Genomic DNA, 17753 nt, shown 5'->3' with positions numbered 1-17753 from the left:
GGGGCCGGTCGCGCAGTTCCCCGCGCCCCTGACGGGGCGGGGTGGGGCGGGCTCATAGTGACTGGGGGAACTTGAAGAAGTTCTGGGGGTCGTACTGGGTCTTCACGGTCTTCAGGCGGGGGGCCGCCTGGCCGTAGTAGGCCTTGCGCCAGTTCGTGAGGGTCGGGTCCGTGTAGTTCTGGTAGGCCGCGCCCGAGGCGTGGGGGCGCATCGCCGTGTGGGCCTGCGCCAGCCAGGACCGGGACGCCGTGCCGGATGTGCCCGGACGCCAGGCCGCGATGTACTGGGCCAGCAGGCGGGAGCGCCGGTGGACGAACGCCGTCGCCGAGGGGTCGACGCGGTTGACCGCGCCGCCCAGAGCGGTGAGCGCGATGCTGCCCGTACCGCCCCGGACCCCGGATATCCGGGAGAGCAGGGCCCGCACACCCGCCGCCGGGATCGAGCGGTCGAAGAAGTCCGAGCGCGCCGCGTACGTCTCGCGGCCCAGCGCGCCCTCGGGTGAGCGGCCCGGTGTCGCGCCCGGCAGGTGGCACTGGGCGTCGTCCGGGAAGGTCGAGCAGCCCGCGTACACCTCCATCGACTCCTCGTACGACCGGCGCTCGAGCGAGACACTGCGGGCGGGGGCGCCGATACGGGCGGCGAGGCGGTCGACGGCGTTCTGCAGTTCGCCGTACGTGCCGAGGGAGAACGCGGACACAGAGACCGTGGGGGTGCCGCCGGCCGTGTTCGCGAAGTGGCACGAGGACCAGATCTCGTCCGGCTGGTCAGGGCCCCACTCCTGCCAGGCCCCGAGGACCGCGGCGGCCCTGGACCACGGCCAGGACATGAACGCCGAGACACCGCGCGGGGCGGGATGCGTCCTGAAGCGCAGCTCGGTGACGATGCCGAAGTTGCCGTTGCCCGCGCCGCGCAGCGCCCAGAACAGGTCCTTGTTCTCGGTCGCGTTCGCGGTGAGCTGCCTGCCGTCCGCCGTGACCAGGGTCGCCTGGGTGAGGCTGTCGCAGGTCAGGCCGTACGCCCTCGACACCACCCCGTGGCCGCCGCCCAGTGTCAGACCCGAGACGCCCACCGTCGGGCAGGAACCCGCCGGAATCGTCACGCCCTTCGCGGCCAGCGCGCGATAGACGTCGATCAGCTTGGCGCCCGCGCCGACCACGGCCCCGTCGCCGGACGCCCGGACCTGGGAGAGCTTCGACACGTCGACGATCAGGCGGCCGTCCCCCGAGGACCAACCGGCGTACGAATGACCGCCGTTGCGGATCGAGACGCGCACGTCGTGGGCGCGGGCGTACGAGAGAGCCGTGCGGATGTCGTCGGCGTGGGCCACGTACGCGACCGCCGTCGGCTTCAGTGAGTCGTAGCGGGTGTTGTAGAGCTGCCGGGCCGCCGCCCAGTCGGTGTCGCCCGGGCGGACCAAGGGCCCGTCGAGGTCACGGGCCAGGGACTTCAGGCCGCCCGCCGCGGCTCCTTCGGCCGTCCTGCTCGATGCCCCGGACGTACGCGCCCCCTCACCCGGCAGCGACCCGGAACCCCCGCCGGAACACGCTGCCGAAACCGCCGTGGCCGTGACCGCGGCGCCGCCACCCATGAACGTACGCCGTCGCATGTGCGCCTCCCGTTGTTCCCGTGAAGCGAGACGGGCTCACGGGACGGCGGGTTCCACGGGCGGCGGCGGGGAATCGCGTCGGCCCGCGGGGGTGAGGTGAAGGACAGGCGCGCGGACGGATCCGGCGGCCCACCCCGGTGTTTTCGGCCAGGAGACCGGGAGACCGCCGGGCGCGGGGGCGCGGGGACACCGGGAAGGAGTCGGCAGAGGCGGACGGGGCGGCGGGGACGCCGGAGGCGGGTGCAGGGGTGGCGGCCGTTCCGAAGGAGGAGCTTCCGGTAGTCGGGACCCTCACGTGTTCTACCCGTAAGCGTTCCGTGACCTCACCGCACTGACGGCAGGGGTTCACCCTGCGTTCACTCACGGCCATCGGCGGCTTCACCTGTTCTGCCTAATTTCAGCCTTACACGGTGCGTGGTGCGGACAGAAGCGAGCTCGCGTGCCGGTCGATGAACAACAGCATGACAGCGGTCTCGTCCGGACGAAGAGGCCGCACCACGACATCGCACGCCGCCACCAGACGGCGGCTCCTGGAAGGAACCTCCGAAAAGTGAAGCTTCAGCGCAAGAACCGGCTTCGCGCCCTCTCCCTCGGTGCTGTCGCCGTCTCCGGCGCCCTGGCGCTGACGGCGTGCGGCTCCGACGACACCGGCGGCAGTGGCAGCGACCCCAGCTCGACGGCCGGCGCCAGCTCCATCAAGTGTGACGACGCCAAGGGCCAGCTGCTCGCCGACGGCTCGTCCGCGCAGAAGAACGCGATCGACGCGTGGGTCAAGCAGTTCACGGCCGCCTGCAAGGGCGTGCAGATCAACTACAAGGGTGGCGGCTCGGGCGCCGGCATCACGGCGTTCACCCAGGGCCAGGTTGCCTTCGCCGGCTCCGACTCCGCGCTGAAGCCCGAAGAGGTCACCGCCTCCAAGGAGGTCTGCACCGGTGGCCAGGGCCTCAACCTCCCGATGGTCGGTGGGCCGATCGCCGCCGGCTTCAACGTCCCGGGCGTCGACAAGCTCGTGCTGGACGCTCCGACCCTCGCCCAGATCTTCGACAGCAAGATCACGAACTGGAACGACAAGGCGATCGCGGACCTGAACCCGGACGCGGAGCTGCCCGACCTCAAGATCCAGGCGTTCCACCGCTCGGACGAGTCCGGCACCACGGACAACTTCACCAAGTACCTGAAGGCCGCGGCCCCCGACGACTGGAAGTACGAGGGCGGCAAGGCCTGGCAGGCCAAGGGCGGCCAGGCCGCGTCGGGCTCCTCCGGCGTCGCCCAGCAGGTGAAGCAGACCTCCGGCGCCATCGGCTACATGGAGCTGTCCTACGCCAAGGACGGCGTCAAGCCGGTCAGTCTCGACACGGGCGCCAGCGCCCCGGTCGAGGCCACCGTCGAGAACGCCACCAAGGCCATCGCGGACGCCAAGGTCGTCGGCACGGGCAAGGACCTCGCGCTCGAGCTGAACTACACGACCAAGGCCGACGGCGCCTACCCGATGGTCCTGGTCACGTACGAGATCGTCTGCGACAAGGGCAACAAGGCGGAAACCCTTCCCGCCACCAAGGCCCTCCTCACCTACATGGCGAGTGAGGACGGCCAGAACCTGCTGGCTGACATCGACTACGCGCCGATGCCCGCCGAGATCATCGCCAAGGTCCGCACGACCGTCGCCGGTCTGAGCTGACCCGAGTGCGCGGTCCGGCCCCCACCGCGGGGCCGGACTTCGCACCGTCCGGTGCACCGCCGCCTGGAGCCGCCCGCAACGGCTCCGCAGACCGGAGACCCTGATGGATATATCCACTCAAGACGTAACCCCGCCTCCCTCCGCCCCCCCGACCGAGACCGAGCTGAAGCGCGCGGCCCGTGGCGCCACCCGCCCCGGTGACCGGGTCTTCCTCGCGCTCTCCCGCGGGTCCGGCATCTTCCTGCTGGTGGTCATGGCCGCGATCGCGGTCTTCCTCACCTACCGCGCCTCCCTCGCGATCAGCAAGAACGAGGGCAACTTCCTCACCACCTTCGAGTGGAACCCCACGGCGATCCCGCCGGACTTCGGCATCGCCGTCCTGGCCTTCGGCACGGTGGTCTCCTCGATCATCGCCATGGCCATCGCGGTGCCGATCGCGGTCGCCATCGCGCTGTTCCTCACGCACTACGCCCCGCGCAGGCTCAGCGGCCCCATCTCGTACGTCATCGACCTGCTCGCCGCCGTGCCGTCCATCGTCTACGGCCTGTGGGGCGCCCTCATCCTGGTGCCGCACATGAACGGCCTCTTCAGCTGGCTGGACGAGTACCTCGGCTGGACCGGCATCTTCGAGTGGCAGGGCGGTGCCCCGCGCTCGATGCTCACGGTCGGCATCCTGCTCGCGATCATGATCCTGCCGATCATCGTCAACGTGAGCCGCGAGGTCTTCCGCCAGTCCCCGCAGATGATCGAAGAGGCGGCCCTCGCCCTCGGCGCCACGCGCTGGGAGGTCATCCGCATGGCCGTCCTGCCCTTCGGCCGCTCCGGCGTGATCTCGGCCGCGATGCTCGGCCTCGGCCGCGCGCTCGGCGAGACGATGGCCGTCGCCACGGTCCTCTCCCCGACCTTCGAGATCCAGGCCAGCCTGCTCGACCCGGGCGGCGGCACCTTCGCCCAGAACATCGCCAGCAAGTTCGGTGAGGCCACCGAGCAGGGCCGTGACGCGCTCATCGCCTCCGGCCTGGTCCTCTTCGTCATCACCCTGCTGGTCAACGGTGCGGCCCGCGCGATCATCGCCCGCCGCAAGGAGTACTCGGGGGCCAACGCATGAGCACCGCCGTCACCGACAAGCGCCCCAGCACGCTGCGTGGCGCCAGCCTCCCGAAGTGGTCCGGATGGGCCATCGCCGCGGGCTCCGTCGTCGTCGCGATCGGCATCGGCCTGGCCGCCGGCCTGCACAGCCGCATCCAGTGGGGCCTGATCGCCGCGATCCTCTTCGTCGTCGGTACGTACGTCGTCGCCTCCCGTGTCGAGGGTCCCCGCCAGGCCAAGGACCGCATCGCGACCGCCCTGGTCTGGGTCGCCTTCCTGCTCGCCGTGGTGCCGCTGGTCTCCCTGGTATGGACGACCGTCAAGCGCGGTGTGAAGGTCCTCGACGTCTACTTCCTGACCCACTCGATGGGCGTGGTCGCCGACACCGAGGCCGGCGGTGGCATCTACCACGCCATCATCGGCAGCCTGGAGCAGGTCGGTCTCGCGACGGTGATCGCCGCGCCGGTCGGCGTGCTCTCCGCGATCTACCTCGTGGAGTACGGGCGCGGCAACCTCGCCCGGGCGGTCACCTTCTTCGTCGACGTGATGACCGGCATCCCGTCCATCGTCGCGGGCCTGTTCATCCTCAGCCTGATGCTGATGTTCGACATGCAGCCCTTCGGCTTCGCCGGCTCGCTCGCCCTGGCCATCCTGATGATGCCGGTCGTCGTCCGCTCCACGGAGGAGATGCTCAAGCTCGTACCGAACGAGCTGCGCGAGGCATCTCTGGCGCTGGGCGTGCCCAAGTGGCGCACTATCCTGAAGGTGGTCCTGCCGACCTGTCTCGGCGGCATCACCACCGGCGTGATGCTGGCGGTCGCCCGTATCGCGGGCGAGACGGCACCGGTGCTGCTGCTGGTGTTCGGCAACCCCTTCATCAACACCGATCCCTTCGAGGGTGCGCAGTCCTCGCTGCCGCTGTACATCTACCAGCAGTACGCGAACAGCGCGGGTTCGGGCGCCGCGTACGACCGTGCCTGGGCGGCGTCGCTCACGCTGATCGCCTTCGTGATGATCCTCAACCTGGGGGCTCGCGGTATCGCCCGCTGGAAGTCCCCGAAGACCGGTCGCTGACGCGGCCACAAAGCGACCAGTCTCCCCCTCGAAAGAAGCAGTGATTCACATGGCCAAGCGAATCGACGTGAGCGGCCTGACCGCTTACTACTCAGCCCACAAGGCGATCGAAGACATCTCGATGACCGTCGAGCCGCGCTCGGTGACGGCCTTCATCGGTCCCTCCGGCTGCGGCAAGTCCACGTTCCTCCGCACGCTCAACCGCATGCACGAGGTCACGCCCGGCGGCCGGGTCGAGGGCAAGGTGCTTCTCGACGACGAGGACCTGTACGCGCACGGGATCGACCCCGTCTCCGTGCGGCAGACCATCGGCATGGTGTTCCAGCGGCCGAACCCGTTCCCGACCATGTCGATCTTCGACAACGTGGCGGCGGGGCTGAAGCTGAACGGCTCGTACAAGAAGTCCGAGCTGAGCGACGTCGTGGAGAAGTCGCTGAAGGGCGCGAACCTCTGGAACGAGGTCAAGGACCGGCTGAACAAGCCCGGTTCGGGGCTGTCCGGTGGTCAGCAGCAGCGGCTCTGCATCGCCCGGGCGATCGCGGTGGAGCCTCAGGTGCTGCTCATGGACGAGCCCTGCTCGGCGCTCGACCCCATCTCCACGCTGGCCATCGAGGACCTCATCGGTGAGCTGAAGGAGCGCTTCACGATCGTCATCGTGACGCACAACATGCAGCAGGCGGCGCGGGTCTCCGACCGGACGGCGTTCTTCAACCTGTCTGCGGTCGGGCAGCCCGGGCGGCTCATCGAGATCGACGACACGGAGCGGATCTTCTCCAACCCGTCCGTCCAGGCGACCGAGGACTACATCTCGGGGCGCTTCGGCTGAGCCGTCGCCCTCGCGTTCTCCTGAAGACCCCTCGCGGTGCTGCATGGCGGTGCCACCGCGGGGCCCAATAGGGCCCGCCCCCGGTTTCCTGGGGGCGGGCCCGTTGGCTTTTTTCTCCCCCGCGGGGCGGGAGAACGTCCTACAGGAACGCCAGGTTCACGATCCAGAAGCAGGTGGCCGCTACGAGGGCGGCGGCCGGCATGGTGATGAACCAGCCGAGGATGATGTTCTTGGCGACGCCCCAGCGGACGGCATTCACGCGCTTGGTGGCGCCGACGCCCATGATGGCGGACGTGATGACGTGGGTCGTCGAGATGGGGGCGTGGAAGAGGAACGCCGAGGTGAACATGATCGAGGCGCCGGTCGTCTCCGCGGCGAAGCCCTGCGGGGGATCCAGCTCGATGATCTTCCGGCCCAGCGTCCGCATGATGCGCCAGCCACCGGCGTAGGTGCCCAGCGACAGCATCACCGCACACGCGATCTTGACCCAGACCGGGATCGGGTCGCCCGCGTCCTCGACGTCCGCGATGACCAGGGCCATCACCACGATGCCCATCGTCTTCTGGGCGTCCTGGAGGCCGTGGCCGAGAGCCATCCCGGCCGCCGACACGGTCTGCGCGATACGGAAACCGCGCTTCGCCTTGTGCGGATTGGACTTGCGGAACATCCACAGGATCGCGCACATCACCAGGTAGCCGGCGACGATGCCGACGATCGGGGAGATGAACATCGGGATGACGACCTTCTCCAGGACGCCGGACCAGATGACACCGATGCCGCCGGCGAGCGCGGCGCCCACCATGCCGCCGAACAACGCGTGCGAGGAGGACGACGGAAGGCCGAAGTACCAGGTGACGAGGTTCCACACGATCGCGCCCACCAGCGCGGCGAACAGGATCCACATGCCCCTGTTGCCGTGCGGCGTCTCGATCAGGCCTTCACTGACGGTCTTGGCGACCCCGCTGCCCAGGAAGGCGCCGGCGAGGTTCATCACCGCGGCCATCGCGAGCGCCACACGCGGCGTCAGCGCGCGCGTGGACACGGAGGTGGCGATGGCGTTGGCCGAGTCGTGGAAGCCGTTGGTATAGGTGAATCCGAGCGCGACGCCGATGGTCACGATCAAGGCGAAGGTGTCCATGGAGGGGTCAGGACTCCTTGACCGCGATGGTCTCCACCGTGTTGGCCACGTGCTCGAAGGCGTCGGCGGCCTCTTCCAGCACGTCCACGATCTGCTTGAGCTTCAGTACCTCGATGGCTTCGTACTTGCCGTTGAAGAGCATGGCCAGCAGCTTGCGGTGGATCTGGTCGGCCTGGTTCTCGAGGCGGTTGACCTCGATCCAGTACTCGGTGAGGTTGTCCATCGTGCGGAGGTTCGGCATGGCCTCGGCGGTCAGCTCCGCCGCCCGTGCCAGCACCTCGATCTGCTGCTCGACGCCCTTCGGCAGATCCTCCACGTTGTAGAGGACGACCAGGTCGACGGCCTCCTCCATGAAGTCCATGATGTCGTCGAGGGACGAGGCGAGGTTGTAGATGTCCTCGCGGTCGAACGGTGTGATGAACGAGGAGTTCAGCTGGTGGAAGATCGCGTGCGTGGCGTCGTCACCGGCGTGTTCCGCGGCCCGCATACGCTCTGCGATCTCGGCCCGGCCGGACGAGTCCGCCCCGAGCAGTTCCATCAGGAGCTTCGAGCCCGTGACGATGTTGTCCGCGGATGCGGCGAACATGTCGTAGAAACTCGTCTCCCTGGGGGTCAGACGAAATCGCACGTGGGGTCCTCGGATTGCTTCGGTTTCGGTCAGGCTGATGCTAGGCGCATCATCCGGCCACGGCTAACCGGCCGCCCTCCAGTGTCGCCCATCGGGCAGAGTGATCAGCACGGGGTCCCGCAAGGGTGTTGGCCAAGGGCCCTATACCCAGCAAAGTTCGTTACCATATACCCGGTAGGGGTATCAGTCAGCAGGAGGACGGGATGACGACCACCGAGGCCGGCGCCACGGCGCCCTCCGGGGGGACCGAAGAGGCCGGTGTCCACGAGACCGTGACCGACCACGACCGCGGGATCCACGGCTACCACAAGCAGAAGGACGAGCACCTCAAGCGGCTGCGGCGGATCGAGGGCCAGGTCCGCGGCCTGCAGCGCATGGTCGACGAGGACGTCTACTGCATCGACATACTCACCCAGGTCTCCGCCTCCACGAAGGCCCTGCAGTCCTTCGCCCTCCAGCTGCTGGAGGAGCACCTCCGTCACTGCGTCGCCGACGCGGCCGTCAAGGGCGGCGCGGAGATCGACGCCAAGGTGGAGGAGGCGACGAAGGCGATCGCACGGCTGCTGCGTACGTGACCCTCCGGGGGTGAGCCGATTGCAGAGGCCCGTGTGTTGTCCGCGGGGCGTCGTGACTGGTCGCGCAGTTCCCCGCGCCCCGAAGCAGTCGGGGCGCGGCCGTGCTACTTGTCGGTCTTCTCGCCGTGCTCTTCCAGGAAGCGCTCTTCGGCCAGTTTCAGGACCTCGTCGATGCGGTCGGGGCTGAGCCGGTCCTCGCGGGCGGTCGAGGCGGCGATGATCAGGTCGCCGCACAGCTCGATCTCGGCGAGGGCCACGTGGTCCTGAACTGCCGTACCGCGCGCCGGAGCCACGTGCATCACCTCTTCCTGCCGTCACCGACTTCCTAGAGTAGGGAGCGGTCCACGGACAGCGCATGGCACCAACGGACCATTTCCGGCCCTGCACATTCCGGCCTTCCACCGTCCCGCCCGCGGCACCCCCCGCCCGGCCGGTCCGTCATACCTTCGCCGCTCCTCCACCGTTCCGTCACTCGGCGATCCGCCCGGCGAAGATGTCCCGCGCCTTCGGCAGGCGTACGTCGACGGCGGCGCCGAAGTCGTACAGCAGCGTCGTCGAGGACACGGCGACCGTGTCCTTCCGCTGCCCGTTCACGAAGCTGAAGCGGTGGCGGACCTTGCGGATGCGGCCCTCGTCGTCGAGATAGGCGTCGAAGGGGACCGTCGCCGTGGCGAAGCCCTTCGCCGCCGCCCGCAGGGTCGCCCGGTTGCCCGCCGAGGCATAGCGCGCCGCCGTCGTGAGGTCCGCGGTCCCGCGGTAGTGCCGTACGGGCGTGCCCGCGACCGACGTCTTTCCCACGTACGTCGCCCGTCGCGTGCCGCGCAGCAGTTCGGCGGCGGCGAACGGGTCGGTCGCGCCTCCCGTGACCAGGTTCCCGTCGGAGAGCGTGGCCGTGTCGACGCGCACCCACTTGTCGGCCGGCACGCCCGCTCCGCGGTTCTTCATGTAGAGGGCGCCCGGTGCGAGGAGTTCGGTGATCGGGCGGTGGTTGCCGGTGCCGGCCGGGTCCTGGGGGAGGAGCACGTCCAGCCGGCCCCTCCGGTCCGCGAAGTCGTAGACGCCCTTGCCGCGGATCGTCACGCGGGTGCCGCCGGTGGCCATCTCCATCGACGTACGGGCCTTGGAGGTGCCGGCGCGGACCAGGTTCCCCGCTGCCCGGTGGAGCACCGCGACCGGGTCCTCGGCCGCCCGGGAGTCCTCGGCGACGGCCCCGCTGCCCGAGCAGCCGACGGCGCAGAGCATCAGCCCCGTCGCCGCGGCGGTCAGGGCCACCGACCCGTCCCTGCGCCTGCGCTGCCGCTCCACCATCGCCTGCTACCCCCAGCCGGGACGTCCTTGGGCGGTGCTCCTGTTGTTCCGCCTAACGACGGGTGGGGGGTGTTGTCACGCCGGTGCGGGCCATGGGGAAACGTTCACCGGGGATCGGTACCGTGGGTCGCGTGGCGCAGCAGGAAGAGATCGGCTCCCAGGAACACCGGACGACGACGGTCGAGCAGGGCCGCTTCTGCCTGGCTCGGTGCACCTGCGGTTGGAGAGGGCCGGCCCGCCGGGCCCGCAGCAGCGCCCGCACGGACGCGCAGACCCACACGACCGAGGGCACCGCCTGAGAGAGTCCTGCCTGAGAGAGTCCCGCCGGGAAGCGCCCGTCAGCGGTGCTACACGCGGCGGAGCGCCGCGAGCAGTTCGTCCACCAGGTCGCGGTCCCGGAGCTGGGTGAGTCGTTCGCGGGCCGCCGCCGGGGCCAGCCAGAGCACGCGGTCCACCTCGCTGTTGGCCGTGAAGTGGCCCCCGGTCGCCTCGGCGGCCCAGTAACTCACCTGCTTGGGGCGGTCGTTGGCCATGTAGTGGACGGTCGCCAGGCGCGGGCCGGGCGTGCAGCGGTGGCCGGTCTCCTCCTCGACCTCGCGGAGCGCCGCGGCGAGTGCGTCCTCGCCGCGCTTGAGCTTGCCCTTCGGATGCGACCAGTCGTCGTACTTCGGCCTGTGGACCAGGCAGATCACGAGTTCGCCGTCGGCCGGCGAGCGGCGCCACAGTACGCAGCCCGCGGCGAGTACGGGGTCTTCGTTCATCGCGTGCACCGGCCTCTCAGCACTCGTAGGGGGCCCTCCGCCGGTCACGGAGTGCCGACCGTCTCCCTCAGCCAGGCCCGTTGAAACGCGAACCTGGCCGCTTCCACCTCGTGTCGCTGGTCCGCGTGGAGCACTCCGAGCGCGTAGGCCGTCGCCGGGGCGATCCGCGGGGTGCGGGCCGCGGAGGCGGCCGCAGCGGCCGCCTCCGCCGCGTCGCGGTGCCGGTCCAGGGCCTGACCGGCGTTCAACAGGCGTACGTCGACGAGGGCTTCGTCGCCGGACAGGACCTCGCGTGCGTAGCGGTGCAGGCGCAGCAGGAAGCGGACCTGGTGCCAGGGGGCGTCCTGGGGCTGGGGCGCCGTGTCGGCGGAGAGCCCGTGGACGAGGGCCTGTGAGTTGTAGGGGTGGCCCGCGGCGATCAGGGGCAGTCCGGCGACGGCGTCGCGGAGGCGTTCGTCCGCGGCGGCGGCCAGTGGTTCGAGCCCCGTGGTGGTGGTCGCGGACGGCGACAGCGGGACCTCGCTGGCCAGCACGGCGACGTTGTCGGCGACGGCGTGGAAGCGGCTGGAACCCAGCGCCTGGAGTGCGGCGGAGTGGGCTCTCGTGCGGGCCAGGGTCAGCTGGCGCTCCAGCAGGGCCCCTGCTTTGGCCGCGCCGACGGTCAGGTTGCTCCGCTCCGGGGAAGGCCGGGTCCGCGGGCCGGTGCCTTCGGGGTCCGCGGTCCTCGGGGCGGACCCCGCCGCCTGGGCGGGGAGAGCCGACGAGCCCGACAGCCGGTGCAGCGCCGCGAGCAGCCGCTCCAGGCGTGCCCCGTACGCGTGTTCGCGGGCCAGCGTGCCCGACAGCCAGGCCAGTTCGGGGCGCATGCCCTCCGACCAGCTCTCGTCGAGCAGGGGGAGGAACGTGTGCAGGGTGCCGCTGATGCGGCGGGCCGAGCGGCGCAGGGCGCGCGCCGCGTCGACGGTCTCCTTCGAGCCGTTCTCCCCCACGCTCGCATACGCCCGCGCGGGGGTACCCGCACCCGCGCCGCCGGTCTCCCGGTGCTGGCGCAGCGCGCGGAGGAACTCCGTGGCCTGGGCGCGGAGGTAGTCCGCGAGGACGTCCCCGGCCACGGGGCCGGCCGTGGGGTCAAGGTGTCGCTGTGCCACGCCGGCGCCTCCGGGCGTCTATGAGCATCTCCTGGACGTTGCGCAGGGGGCGGCCGTCGGTGTCGGTCGCGTGCCGGGTCCAATCGCCGTCGGGGCCCAGGTGCCAGGAGGAAGTGGTGTCGGACATACCGGTCTCGAACAGTCGGTTGAGGGCCGCCCGGTGGGCCGGGTCGGTGATCCTGACCAGGGCCTCGATGCGCCGGTCGAGGTTGCGGTGCATCATGTCGGCGCTGCCGATCCACACCTCGGGCTCGCCGCCGTTGCCGAAGCCGAAGACCCGCGAGTGTTCGAGGAAGCGGCCGAGGATGGACCGTACGCGGATGTTCTCGGACAGGCCCGCGACCCCCGGCCGCACCGCGCAGATGCCGCGCACCCACACGTCCACCGGCACACCCGCCTGGGAGGCGCGGTAGAGGGAGTCGATGAGCGCCTCGTCGACCATCGAGTTGACCTTGATGCGGACGTAGGCGGGGCGGCCGGCACGGTGGTGCTGGACCTCCTTGTTGATCCGCGAGATCAGGCCGTCGCGCAGGGACTTGGGCGCGACGAGCAGCCGACGGTAGGTCTCGCGGCGGGAGTAGCCGGAGAGCCGGTTGAAGAGGTCGGAGAGGTCCGCGCCGACCTGCGGGTCGGCGGTCAGCAGACCCAGGTCCTCGTACAGCCGGGCGGTCTTCGGGTGGTAGTTGCCCGTGCCGACGTGGCAGTAGCGGCGCAGGGTCTCGCCCTCCTGGCGCACCACCAGCGACAGCTTGCAGTGGGTCTTGAGGCCGACGAGCCCGTAGACCACGTGACAGCCGGCCTCCTCCAGCTTGCGCGCCCACTTGATGTTGGCCTGCTCGTCGAAGCGGGCCTTGATCTCGACGAGGACGAGGACCTGCTTGCCGGCCTCGGCGGCCTCGATGAGGGCGTCGACGATGGGTGAGTCGCCCGAGGTCCGGTACAGGGTCTGCTTGATGGCCAGCACGTCCGGGTCGGACGCGGCCTGCTCCAGGAAGGCCTGCACGGAGGTGGAGAAGCTGTCGTACGGGTGGTGCAGGAGGACGTCGCGCTCGCGCAGGGCCGCGAGGATGTCGGGCGCGGACGCGGACTCGACCTCCGCGAGGTCCCGGTGGGTGCCCGCGATGAACTTCGGGTACTTCAGCTCGGGACGGTCGAGGGCGCCGATGCCGAAGAGGCCTGTGAGGTCCAGGGGACCCGGCAGGGGGTACACCTCCGCCTCGGAGATCTTCAACTCCCGTACCAGCAGGTCCAGTACGTACCGGTCGATGGACTCCTCGACCTCCAGGCGCACCGGCGGCCCGAGGCGGCGGCGCATGAGCTCCTTCTCCAGGGCCTGGAGGAGGTTCTCGGCGTCGTCCTCCTCGACCTCCAGGTCCTCGTTCCGGGTGACGCGGAACGCGTGGTGCTCCAGGACCTCCATGCCGGGGAAGAGCTCCTCCAGATGGGCCCCGATGACGTCCTCGATGGGGACGAAGCGGCTCGGGGAGGCCTCCAGGAAGCGGGACAGCAGCGGCGGGACCTTCACGCGCGCGAAGTGGCGGTGGCCGGAGACCGGGTTCCGCACGACGACCGCGAGGTTCAGGGACAGACCCGAGATGTACGGGAAGGGGTGCGCCGGGTCGACCGCGAGGGGGGTCAGGACCGGGAAGATCTGGTGGCGGAAGAGCGTGAAGAGGCGGGCCTGTTCCTTCTCGGACAGTTCGCTCCAGCGGACGAGGTGGATGTCCTTTTCGGCGAGCTGGGGCGCCACGTCCTCCTGGTAGCAGGCGGCGTGCCGGGCCATGAGCTCGCGCGAGCGGGCCCAGATCATCTCCAGCACCTCGCGGGGCTGGAGGCCCGAGGCCGAGCGGGTGGCCACGCCGGTGGCGATGCGCCGCTTCAGGCCGGCCACGCGGACCATGAAGAACTCGTCCAGGTTGCTGGCGAAGATCGCCAGGAACTTCGCCCGTTCGAGGAGGGGAGTGCTGGGGTCCTCGGCGAGTTCGAGGACGCGCTCGTTGAACGCGAGCCAGCTGCGCTCCCGGTCGAGGAAACGGCCCTGCGGAAGCTGGACACCGTCCTGCACCGTGTCCTCGTAGGAGTCGAGGTCGGCGTCGAGGTCGGGCTCGAGGTCGGAGACGTTCGCCGCCACGGTGTGCGGGCGGTGCGCGGCTATGGAACCGACGGAGGGCTGCGGGTGCTGTACCTGCGCCTGGGCATTGGGCTGGCTCATGAACCCATTCTTCCGCGCCGGGCCGGAAACGGGCGCGTCGGAGAGAGCGGGCGGGAGCGCCGCGAGGGTGCGAGGGATCCCGTTCTCCTTTGGAGGGGAGGGCTCGTGCTCCGGCGGAGGTGAGGGCTCGGGCGGGGCGGGGTTCATTGACCGAGGGTCGCAAGCCTGTCTGAATCGCTGGTTACGGAGACATGACGTGCGGGATAGCGGGGGGAGGCTCCCGGGGGCCGTGCGGCCGGTCCGTACGTCCCTCCCCCCGTAGGAAAGGACGTACGGACCGGAGTCCGTTCGGTGCCGCTAGGCCGTTCGGCGGCGCAGGAGCCAGAAAGCCGTTCCGGTGGTGAGGAGGGCGACGGCGAGGACGATGCCGGTCTCGACGAGATGCAGCGGCCAGTAGTGGGACTCCGGGTGGAGGGTGCCGTCCGGGAGCTCCCAGGTGTCGCGCGGGCCGCCCTCGGGGTCGGCCGTGCCGGACGTCGGCCACAGCTGCGCGCGGTGCTCCTCCAGGTTGTGGTTGATCAGGTACATCGCCACGCAGGCGACACCGAGGGCGGGCAGCGACCGGCGCAGTACGACCCCGGCGAGGGCGCCCACACCCAGCCCGCACAGCCCGTACGCCACCAGGGCGGGACCCCGTGCGGCGAAGATGTCGGTGTGGGTCCAGTCGTCGCCCATCAGGTCCCGGTGGGCCGCCCAGGCCCACCGGAACACGAACACGAACACCGTGCCGCCGACCGTGAGCAGCAGGGCGGGCACGGCGAGCTTGGCGGCCAGCCAGCGCGTCGGCGAGACGGACTGGGTCCAGGCGAGCTGCGCTGTGCCGTTCTCCAGTTCGCGCCCGATGAGGGCCGCGCCCGCCCAGGCGGCCACGGCGAAGAAGCTGTAGTAGACGAGAGTGGCGGCCCAGCTGACGGTCCCGCTGTAGTCGACCAGGGCCTGGATACGGCACAGGCCGGGGTCCTGGTCGCAGGAGGCGATCCGGTTCCGCACGGACTCCGCGGTGACCTCGACCTCCCAGACCAGCGCGGCGACGGCGGCCAGCAGGAAGGCGCTCCACGCGATCAGTGCCGCGCGGTGCAGGCGCAGCACGGCCCACGGCAGCCCCGTGACCGGTCCGTCGTGCGGCCCGCCGGCTCCTCCGGTTGTTCCCTTGACGGCGAAGGTACTCATACGGCGGCTCCTGTGGCAGCGGTACGGCGGTGGAGCAGGACGAACGCCGCGGCGACCGTGAGGGCGGCGACGCCGAGGACGATCCCGGTCTCGGCGAACTGCAGAGGCCAGAAGTGGGAGTGCGGGTGGTACGTGGCCCAGATCTCGCTGAGCTCGTTGCTGTCCAGGCAGCGGCGGAGACCGGCCGCGCCGTCGGCGTCGGTGCAGGCCATGTTGTTGGCGATGCGGACGCCCTCGTCGGTGAGCACGCCCCTGTCGAGCAGGAGGGCCTTGTCCGGCAGGGTCAGGGCCTCGGCGCCGGTGACGGTGACCGTGGGCCACAGGCTCATGCGGTACTCGTTGCCCAGGGTGACGACGGCGAGGACGGCGGCGACGGCGACGCCCAGGGCGGGCAGCGCGCGGCCCACTACCAGGCCCGCCAGGACGCCGACGGCCAGGCCGCACAGGGCGTAGGCGAAGGTGACGGTGCCGTTGGAGCGGAAGCCGTCCTGGCCGGACCAGTCCGTCCACAGCAGATCCTGCCCGGAGTACCACATGAGGTGGTGCACCGGGACCAGTACGGCCATGCCCGCGGTGATGAGGAGCGCGGGCACGGTGAGCTTCGTGGCGAGCCAGCGCGCCGGCGGGACGGACTGGGTCCAGGCGAGCTGTGCGGTGCCGTTCTCCAGTTCGCGGCCGATGAGGGCGGCGCCCGCCCAGGCGCCGATCAGGAGGGGGAGGTGGGCGAGCGCGAGGGTGGTGAAGTAGACGGCCGAGTCGTACTTGCCGAGCCAGGTGCCGCCGGGGAAGTAGCAGTCCTCGGCGTTCTCCCGGCACCGCCCACGCAGGTCCGCGACGGCGGCGTCGAAGCCCGGACCGTACGCCCACAGCATCGCCACCGTGACGGCCACCACCAGCAGCAGCCAGCCCCACAGCGCCACCCGGTGCAGTCGCAGGACGGACCAGACGAGGCCGTGGGCACCCGGCGCGGAGGTGGTGCGCGCGGAGGCGGCACGCGGGGAGGTGAGAGGAGTCGTCATCCGCGCGCGCTCCCCTCGGCAGCCCCGTTCGCGGCCTTCTCGTCGCCCTTTCCGCCGTCACCCTTCCTGGCGTCGTCGCTCACCCCGGGCTCCCCGGACCTCCCGGACTCGCCGGTGACCAGGTCGGGGGCGTCGGGATTGCGCAGGTGTGCGAGAAGCACCTCCTCCAGGGACGGCGTGGCGGTCTGCCAGTCGTCGGACAGCGGACTGCCCGGGCGGATCAGCGCGGTGAGCTGACGGCCCGTGCCGCGCGACTCGACGACGGTGTGGCCCGTGAGGTCGCGCACCGGGCCGGTGATCAGGGTGTGCGCGGCGATCAGGCGCTCCGGGTCGCCGCCGAGCCTGATCCGGCCGCCGCCCATGAGGAGCAGGTGGTCGCAGATGCCCTCCAGTTCGGCGACGACGTGCGAGGACATCACGATGGTCGTGCCGTGCTCGGCGGCCTCGCCCAGCAGGGAGCCGAGGAGTTCGCGCCGGGCCAGCGGGTCGAGGTCGGCCATCGGCTCGTCGAGCAGCATCAGTTCGGGCCGCTTGCCGAAGGCCAGGGCGAGGGCGACGCGGGTGCGCTGGCCGCCGGAGAGGGAGCGGATCCTGGCGGCGGGGTCGAGGGCGCCCTCCCTGGGCGCTCCGGAGGTGTCGTGGCCGTACGCGATCCGTTCCGCGGACGCCTGGTCCCACCGGGCGCGGTTCAGCTCCGCGCCGAGACGGAGGGTGGCGGCCACCGTGAGCTGGGGCGGCAGCGGCTTGGCCTGGGCCACGTAGGCGAAGCGTTCCCGGGCCTGCGCGGGGGTGGTGCCGAGGACCTTCACCGCGCCCGCAGTGGGGCGGATCAGGCCGGCCGCCAGCTGCAGGAGGGTCGACTTGCCCGCGCCGTTCGGCCCGACCAGGGCGCAGATCCGGCCCGCGGGCAGCCGGAAGGCGCAGTCCCGCAGCACGTCGGCGCGCCTGCGCCAGTACCGCTTGCCCAGCCCGGCCGCTTCCAGTGCGATCTCTTCTTTGTCCCTGCTCACAGCTCCCCCTCAGGGCACTTCTCGTCCAGTACGGAGGTGAAGAGCGCGGAGATGTCCTCGCGCTCCAGACCTTCCTTGCGTGCCTCGTCCAGCCAGGCGGTCAGCCTCGAACGCAGGGCGGTGTGGTCGGCGGGTGCGGCGCCCAGGGAGCGCCGTACGAAGGTGCCGAGGCCTCGTCTGGCCTCGACCAGGCCTTCGCGCTCCAGCTCGCGGTAGGCCTTGAGGACGGTGTTCGGATTGATCGCGGTGGCCTCCACGACCTCGCGGGCCGTGGGCAGCTTGTCGCCGGGTTCGAGGACGCCCAGGCGCAGGGCCTGTTTCGTCTGCTGGACGATCTGGACGTAGGTGGCGACACCACTGCGCCGGTCGATGCGGTACTCGACCACTCGACAACACCCTTTCACTAATTGAGTAGTGAAAGGGTGATGCAATGTGAGGGTGCATGTCAAGGCGAACGCGGGGTTCCGGAAACTTCTCGTGGATGCGTGAACCGATCGACGGGGCTCGTGCG

The 17753-nt window shown here is 70.5% G+C and carries 18 protein-coding genes; 6 read left to right on the top strand and 12 right to left on the bottom strand.

The features are described from left to right. Window positions 1-52 precede the first annotated feature (52 nt). A complete protein-coding gene (locus O1Q96_RS42880; RefSeq protein ID WP_269253241.1) occupies window positions 53-1606 on the bottom strand; it encodes an FAD-binding oxidoreductase in 1554 nt (517 codons plus the stop codon). A gap of 550 nt (window positions 1607-2156) precedes the next feature. On the opposite strand from O1Q96_RS42880, the gene pstS reads away from it, so the two are divergent. The 4 genes from pstS (at window position 2157) to pstB (ending at window position 6273) form a co-directional block, all read left to right on the top strand. Beyond that, window positions 2157-3284 carry a phosphate ABC transporter substrate-binding protein PstS gene (gene pstS / locus O1Q96_RS42875; RefSeq protein ID WP_269253240.1) on the top strand — a complete coding sequence of 376 codons (1128 nt, stop codon included), beginning with the start codon at window positions 2157-2159 and terminating at the stop codon, window positions 3282-3284. A gap of 103 nt (window positions 3285-3387) precedes the next feature. After that, window positions 3388-4392 (top strand): phosphate ABC transporter permease subunit PstC, encoded by a 1005-nt coding sequence (gene pstC, locus O1Q96_RS42870; RefSeq protein WP_269253239.1) that lies wholly within the window; start codon window positions 3388-3390, stop codon window positions 4390-4392. Continuing rightward, window positions 4389-5447, top strand: a complete 1059-nt coding sequence (gene pstA, locus O1Q96_RS42865; protein WP_269253238.1) for a phosphate ABC transporter permease PstA — start codon at window positions 4389-4391, stop codon at window positions 5445-5447. The genes pstC and pstA overlap by 4 nt, the downstream gene beginning before the upstream one ends. A 49-nt stretch (window positions 5448-5496) precedes the next feature. Further along, window positions 5497-6273 carry a phosphate ABC transporter ATP-binding protein PstB gene (gene pstB, locus O1Q96_RS42860; protein ID WP_269253237.1) on the top strand — a complete coding sequence of 259 codons (777 nt, stop codon included), beginning with the start codon at window positions 5497-5499 and terminating at the stop codon, window positions 6271-6273. Between the two features lie 139 nt (window positions 6274-6412). Here the strand turns inward: pstB and O1Q96_RS42855 are convergent, their stop codons facing one another. Further along, on the bottom strand, window positions 6413-7411 hold the full coding sequence (locus O1Q96_RS42855; protein ID WP_269253236.1) for an inorganic phosphate transporter: 999 nt from the start codon (window positions 7409-7411) through the stop codon (window positions 6413-6415). Window positions 7412-7418: 7 nt separating this feature from the next. Beyond that, window positions 7419-8039, bottom strand: coding sequence for a DUF47 domain-containing protein (locus O1Q96_RS42850; protein WP_151483040.1), 621 nt, complete (start codon window positions 8037-8039; stop codon window positions 7419-7421). A 203-nt stretch (window positions 8040-8242) separates the two neighbouring features. Between O1Q96_RS42850 and O1Q96_RS42845 the strand changes: the two genes are divergently transcribed. After that, the gene (locus O1Q96_RS42845) at window positions 8243-8614 is read left to right on the top strand and encodes a metal-sensitive transcriptional regulator (protein WP_217452723.1); all 372 of its coding nucleotides are present in this window, start codon (window positions 8243-8245) and stop codon (window positions 8612-8614) included. 104 nt (window positions 8615-8718) lie between these two features. On the opposite strand, the gene O1Q96_RS42840 is transcribed toward O1Q96_RS42845, so the two are convergent. After that, the gene (locus O1Q96_RS42840) at window positions 8719-8913 is read right to left on the bottom strand and encodes a hypothetical protein (protein WP_217452722.1); all 195 of its coding nucleotides are present in this window, start codon (window positions 8911-8913) and stop codon (window positions 8719-8721) included. Between the two features lie 169 nt (window positions 8914-9082). After that, a complete protein-coding gene (locus tag O1Q96_RS42835; RefSeq protein WP_269253235.1) occupies window positions 9083-9922 on the bottom strand; it encodes an SCO4651 family lipoprotein in 840 nt (279 codons plus the stop codon). Between the two features lie 131 nt (window positions 9923-10053). Here O1Q96_RS42835 and O1Q96_RS42830 point away from each other — a divergent pair, with 131 nt between their 5' ends. Then, window positions 10054-10221 (top strand): hypothetical protein, encoded by a 168-nt coding sequence (locus tag O1Q96_RS42830; protein WP_269253234.1) that lies wholly within the window; start codon window positions 10054-10056, stop codon window positions 10219-10221. Window positions 10222-10269: 48 nt separating this feature from the next. On the opposite strand, the gene O1Q96_RS42825 is transcribed toward O1Q96_RS42830, so the two are convergent. The 7 genes from O1Q96_RS42825 to O1Q96_RS42795 form a co-directional block, all read right to left on the bottom strand. After that, a complete protein-coding gene (locus O1Q96_RS42825; RefSeq protein WP_269253233.1) occupies window positions 10270-10683 on the bottom strand; it encodes an NUDIX hydrolase in 414 nt (137 codons plus the stop codon). Between the two features lie 44 nt (window positions 10684-10727). Then, a complete protein-coding gene (locus O1Q96_RS42820) occupies window positions 10728-11831 on the bottom strand; it encodes a CHAD domain-containing protein (RefSeq protein WP_269253232.1) in 1104 nt (367 codons plus the stop codon). Continuing rightward, the gene (locus tag O1Q96_RS42815) at window positions 11812-14043 is read right to left on the bottom strand and encodes an RNA degradosome polyphosphate kinase (protein WP_269253231.1); all 2232 of its coding nucleotides are present in this window, start codon (window positions 14041-14043) and stop codon (window positions 11812-11814) included. Before O1Q96_RS42815 ends, O1Q96_RS42820 begins: the two co-directional genes overlap by 20 nt. 297 nt (window positions 14044-14340) lie before the next feature. Then, complete coding sequence (locus O1Q96_RS42810) at window positions 14341-15213, bottom strand: hypothetical protein (protein ID WP_269253230.1); 873 nt, start codon at window positions 15211-15213, stop codon at window positions 14341-14343. Continuing rightward, the gene (locus O1Q96_RS42805) at window positions 15210-16232 is read right to left on the bottom strand and encodes a hypothetical protein (RefSeq protein WP_269253229.1); all 1023 of its coding nucleotides are present in this window, start codon (window positions 16230-16232) and stop codon (window positions 15210-15212) included. Before O1Q96_RS42805 ends, O1Q96_RS42810 begins: the two co-directional genes overlap by 4 nt. Continuing rightward, on the bottom strand, window positions 16229-17242 hold the full coding sequence (locus tag O1Q96_RS42800; protein WP_269253228.1) for an ABC transporter ATP-binding protein: 1014 nt from the start codon (window positions 17240-17242) through the stop codon (window positions 16229-16231). Before O1Q96_RS42800 ends, O1Q96_RS42805 begins: the two co-directional genes overlap by 4 nt. Then, window positions 17239-17628: a GntR family transcriptional regulator gene (locus tag O1Q96_RS42795; protein ID WP_269253227.1), complete on the bottom strand. Its 390-nt coding sequence runs from the start codon at window positions 17626-17628 to the stop codon at window positions 17239-17241. The genes O1Q96_RS42800 and O1Q96_RS42795 overlap by 4 nt, the downstream gene beginning before the upstream one ends. Between the last annotated feature and the right edge of the window lie 125 nt (window positions 17629-17753).

This window comes from Streptomyces aurantiacus (assembly GCF_027107535.1).
Classification (GTDB): domain Bacteria; phylum Actinomycetota; class Actinomycetes; order Streptomycetales; family Streptomycetaceae; genus Streptomyces.
This window is presented reverse-complemented; position numbering and strand designations above follow the sequence as displayed.

Bases quoted from the DNA above. Each gene is read 5' to 3' on its own strand.
- O1Q96_RS42880 (WP_269253241.1), bottom strand. From the start codon at position 1,606: ATGCGACGGCGTACGTTCATGGGTGGCGGCGCCGCGGTCACGGCCACG.
- pstC (WP_269253239.1), top strand. From the start codon at position 3,388: ATGGATATATCCACTCAAGACGTAACCCCGCCTCCCTCCGCCCCCCCG.
- pstA (WP_269253238.1), top strand. From the start codon at position 4,389: ATGAGCACCGCCGTCACCGACAAGCGCCCCAGCACGCTGCGTGGCGCC.
- pstB (WP_269253237.1), top strand. From the start codon at position 5,497: ATGGCCAAGCGAATCGACGTGAGCGGCCTGACCGCTTACTACTCAGCC.
- O1Q96_RS42855 (WP_269253236.1), bottom strand. From the start codon at position 7,411: ATGGACACCTTCGCCTTGATCGTGACCATCGGCGTCGCGCTCGGATTC.
- O1Q96_RS42845 (WP_217452723.1), top strand. From the start codon at position 8,243: ATGACGACCACCGAGGCCGGCGCCACGGCGCCCTCCGGGGGGACCGAA.
- O1Q96_RS42840 (WP_217452722.1), bottom strand. From the start codon at position 8,913: ATGCACGTGGCTCCGGCGCGCGGTACGGCAGTTCAGGACCACGTGGCC.
- O1Q96_RS42835 (WP_269253235.1), bottom strand. From the start codon at position 9,922: ATGGTGGAGCGGCAGCGCAGGCGCAGGGACGGGTCGGTGGCCCTGACC.
- O1Q96_RS42825 (WP_269253233.1), bottom strand. From the start codon at position 10,683: ATGAACGAAGACCCCGTACTCGCCGCGGGCTGCGTACTGTGGCGCCGC.
- O1Q96_RS42815 (WP_269253231.1), bottom strand. From the start codon at position 14,043: ATGAGCCAGCCCAATGCCCAGGCGCAGGTACAGCACCCGCAGCCCTCC.
- O1Q96_RS42810 (WP_269253230.1), bottom strand. From the start codon at position 15,213: ATGAGTACCTTCGCCGTCAAGGGAACAACCGGAGGAGCCGGCGGGCCG.
- O1Q96_RS42805 (WP_269253229.1), bottom strand. From the start codon at position 16,232: ATGACGACTCCTCTCACCTCCCCGCGTGCCGCCTCCGCGCGCACCACC.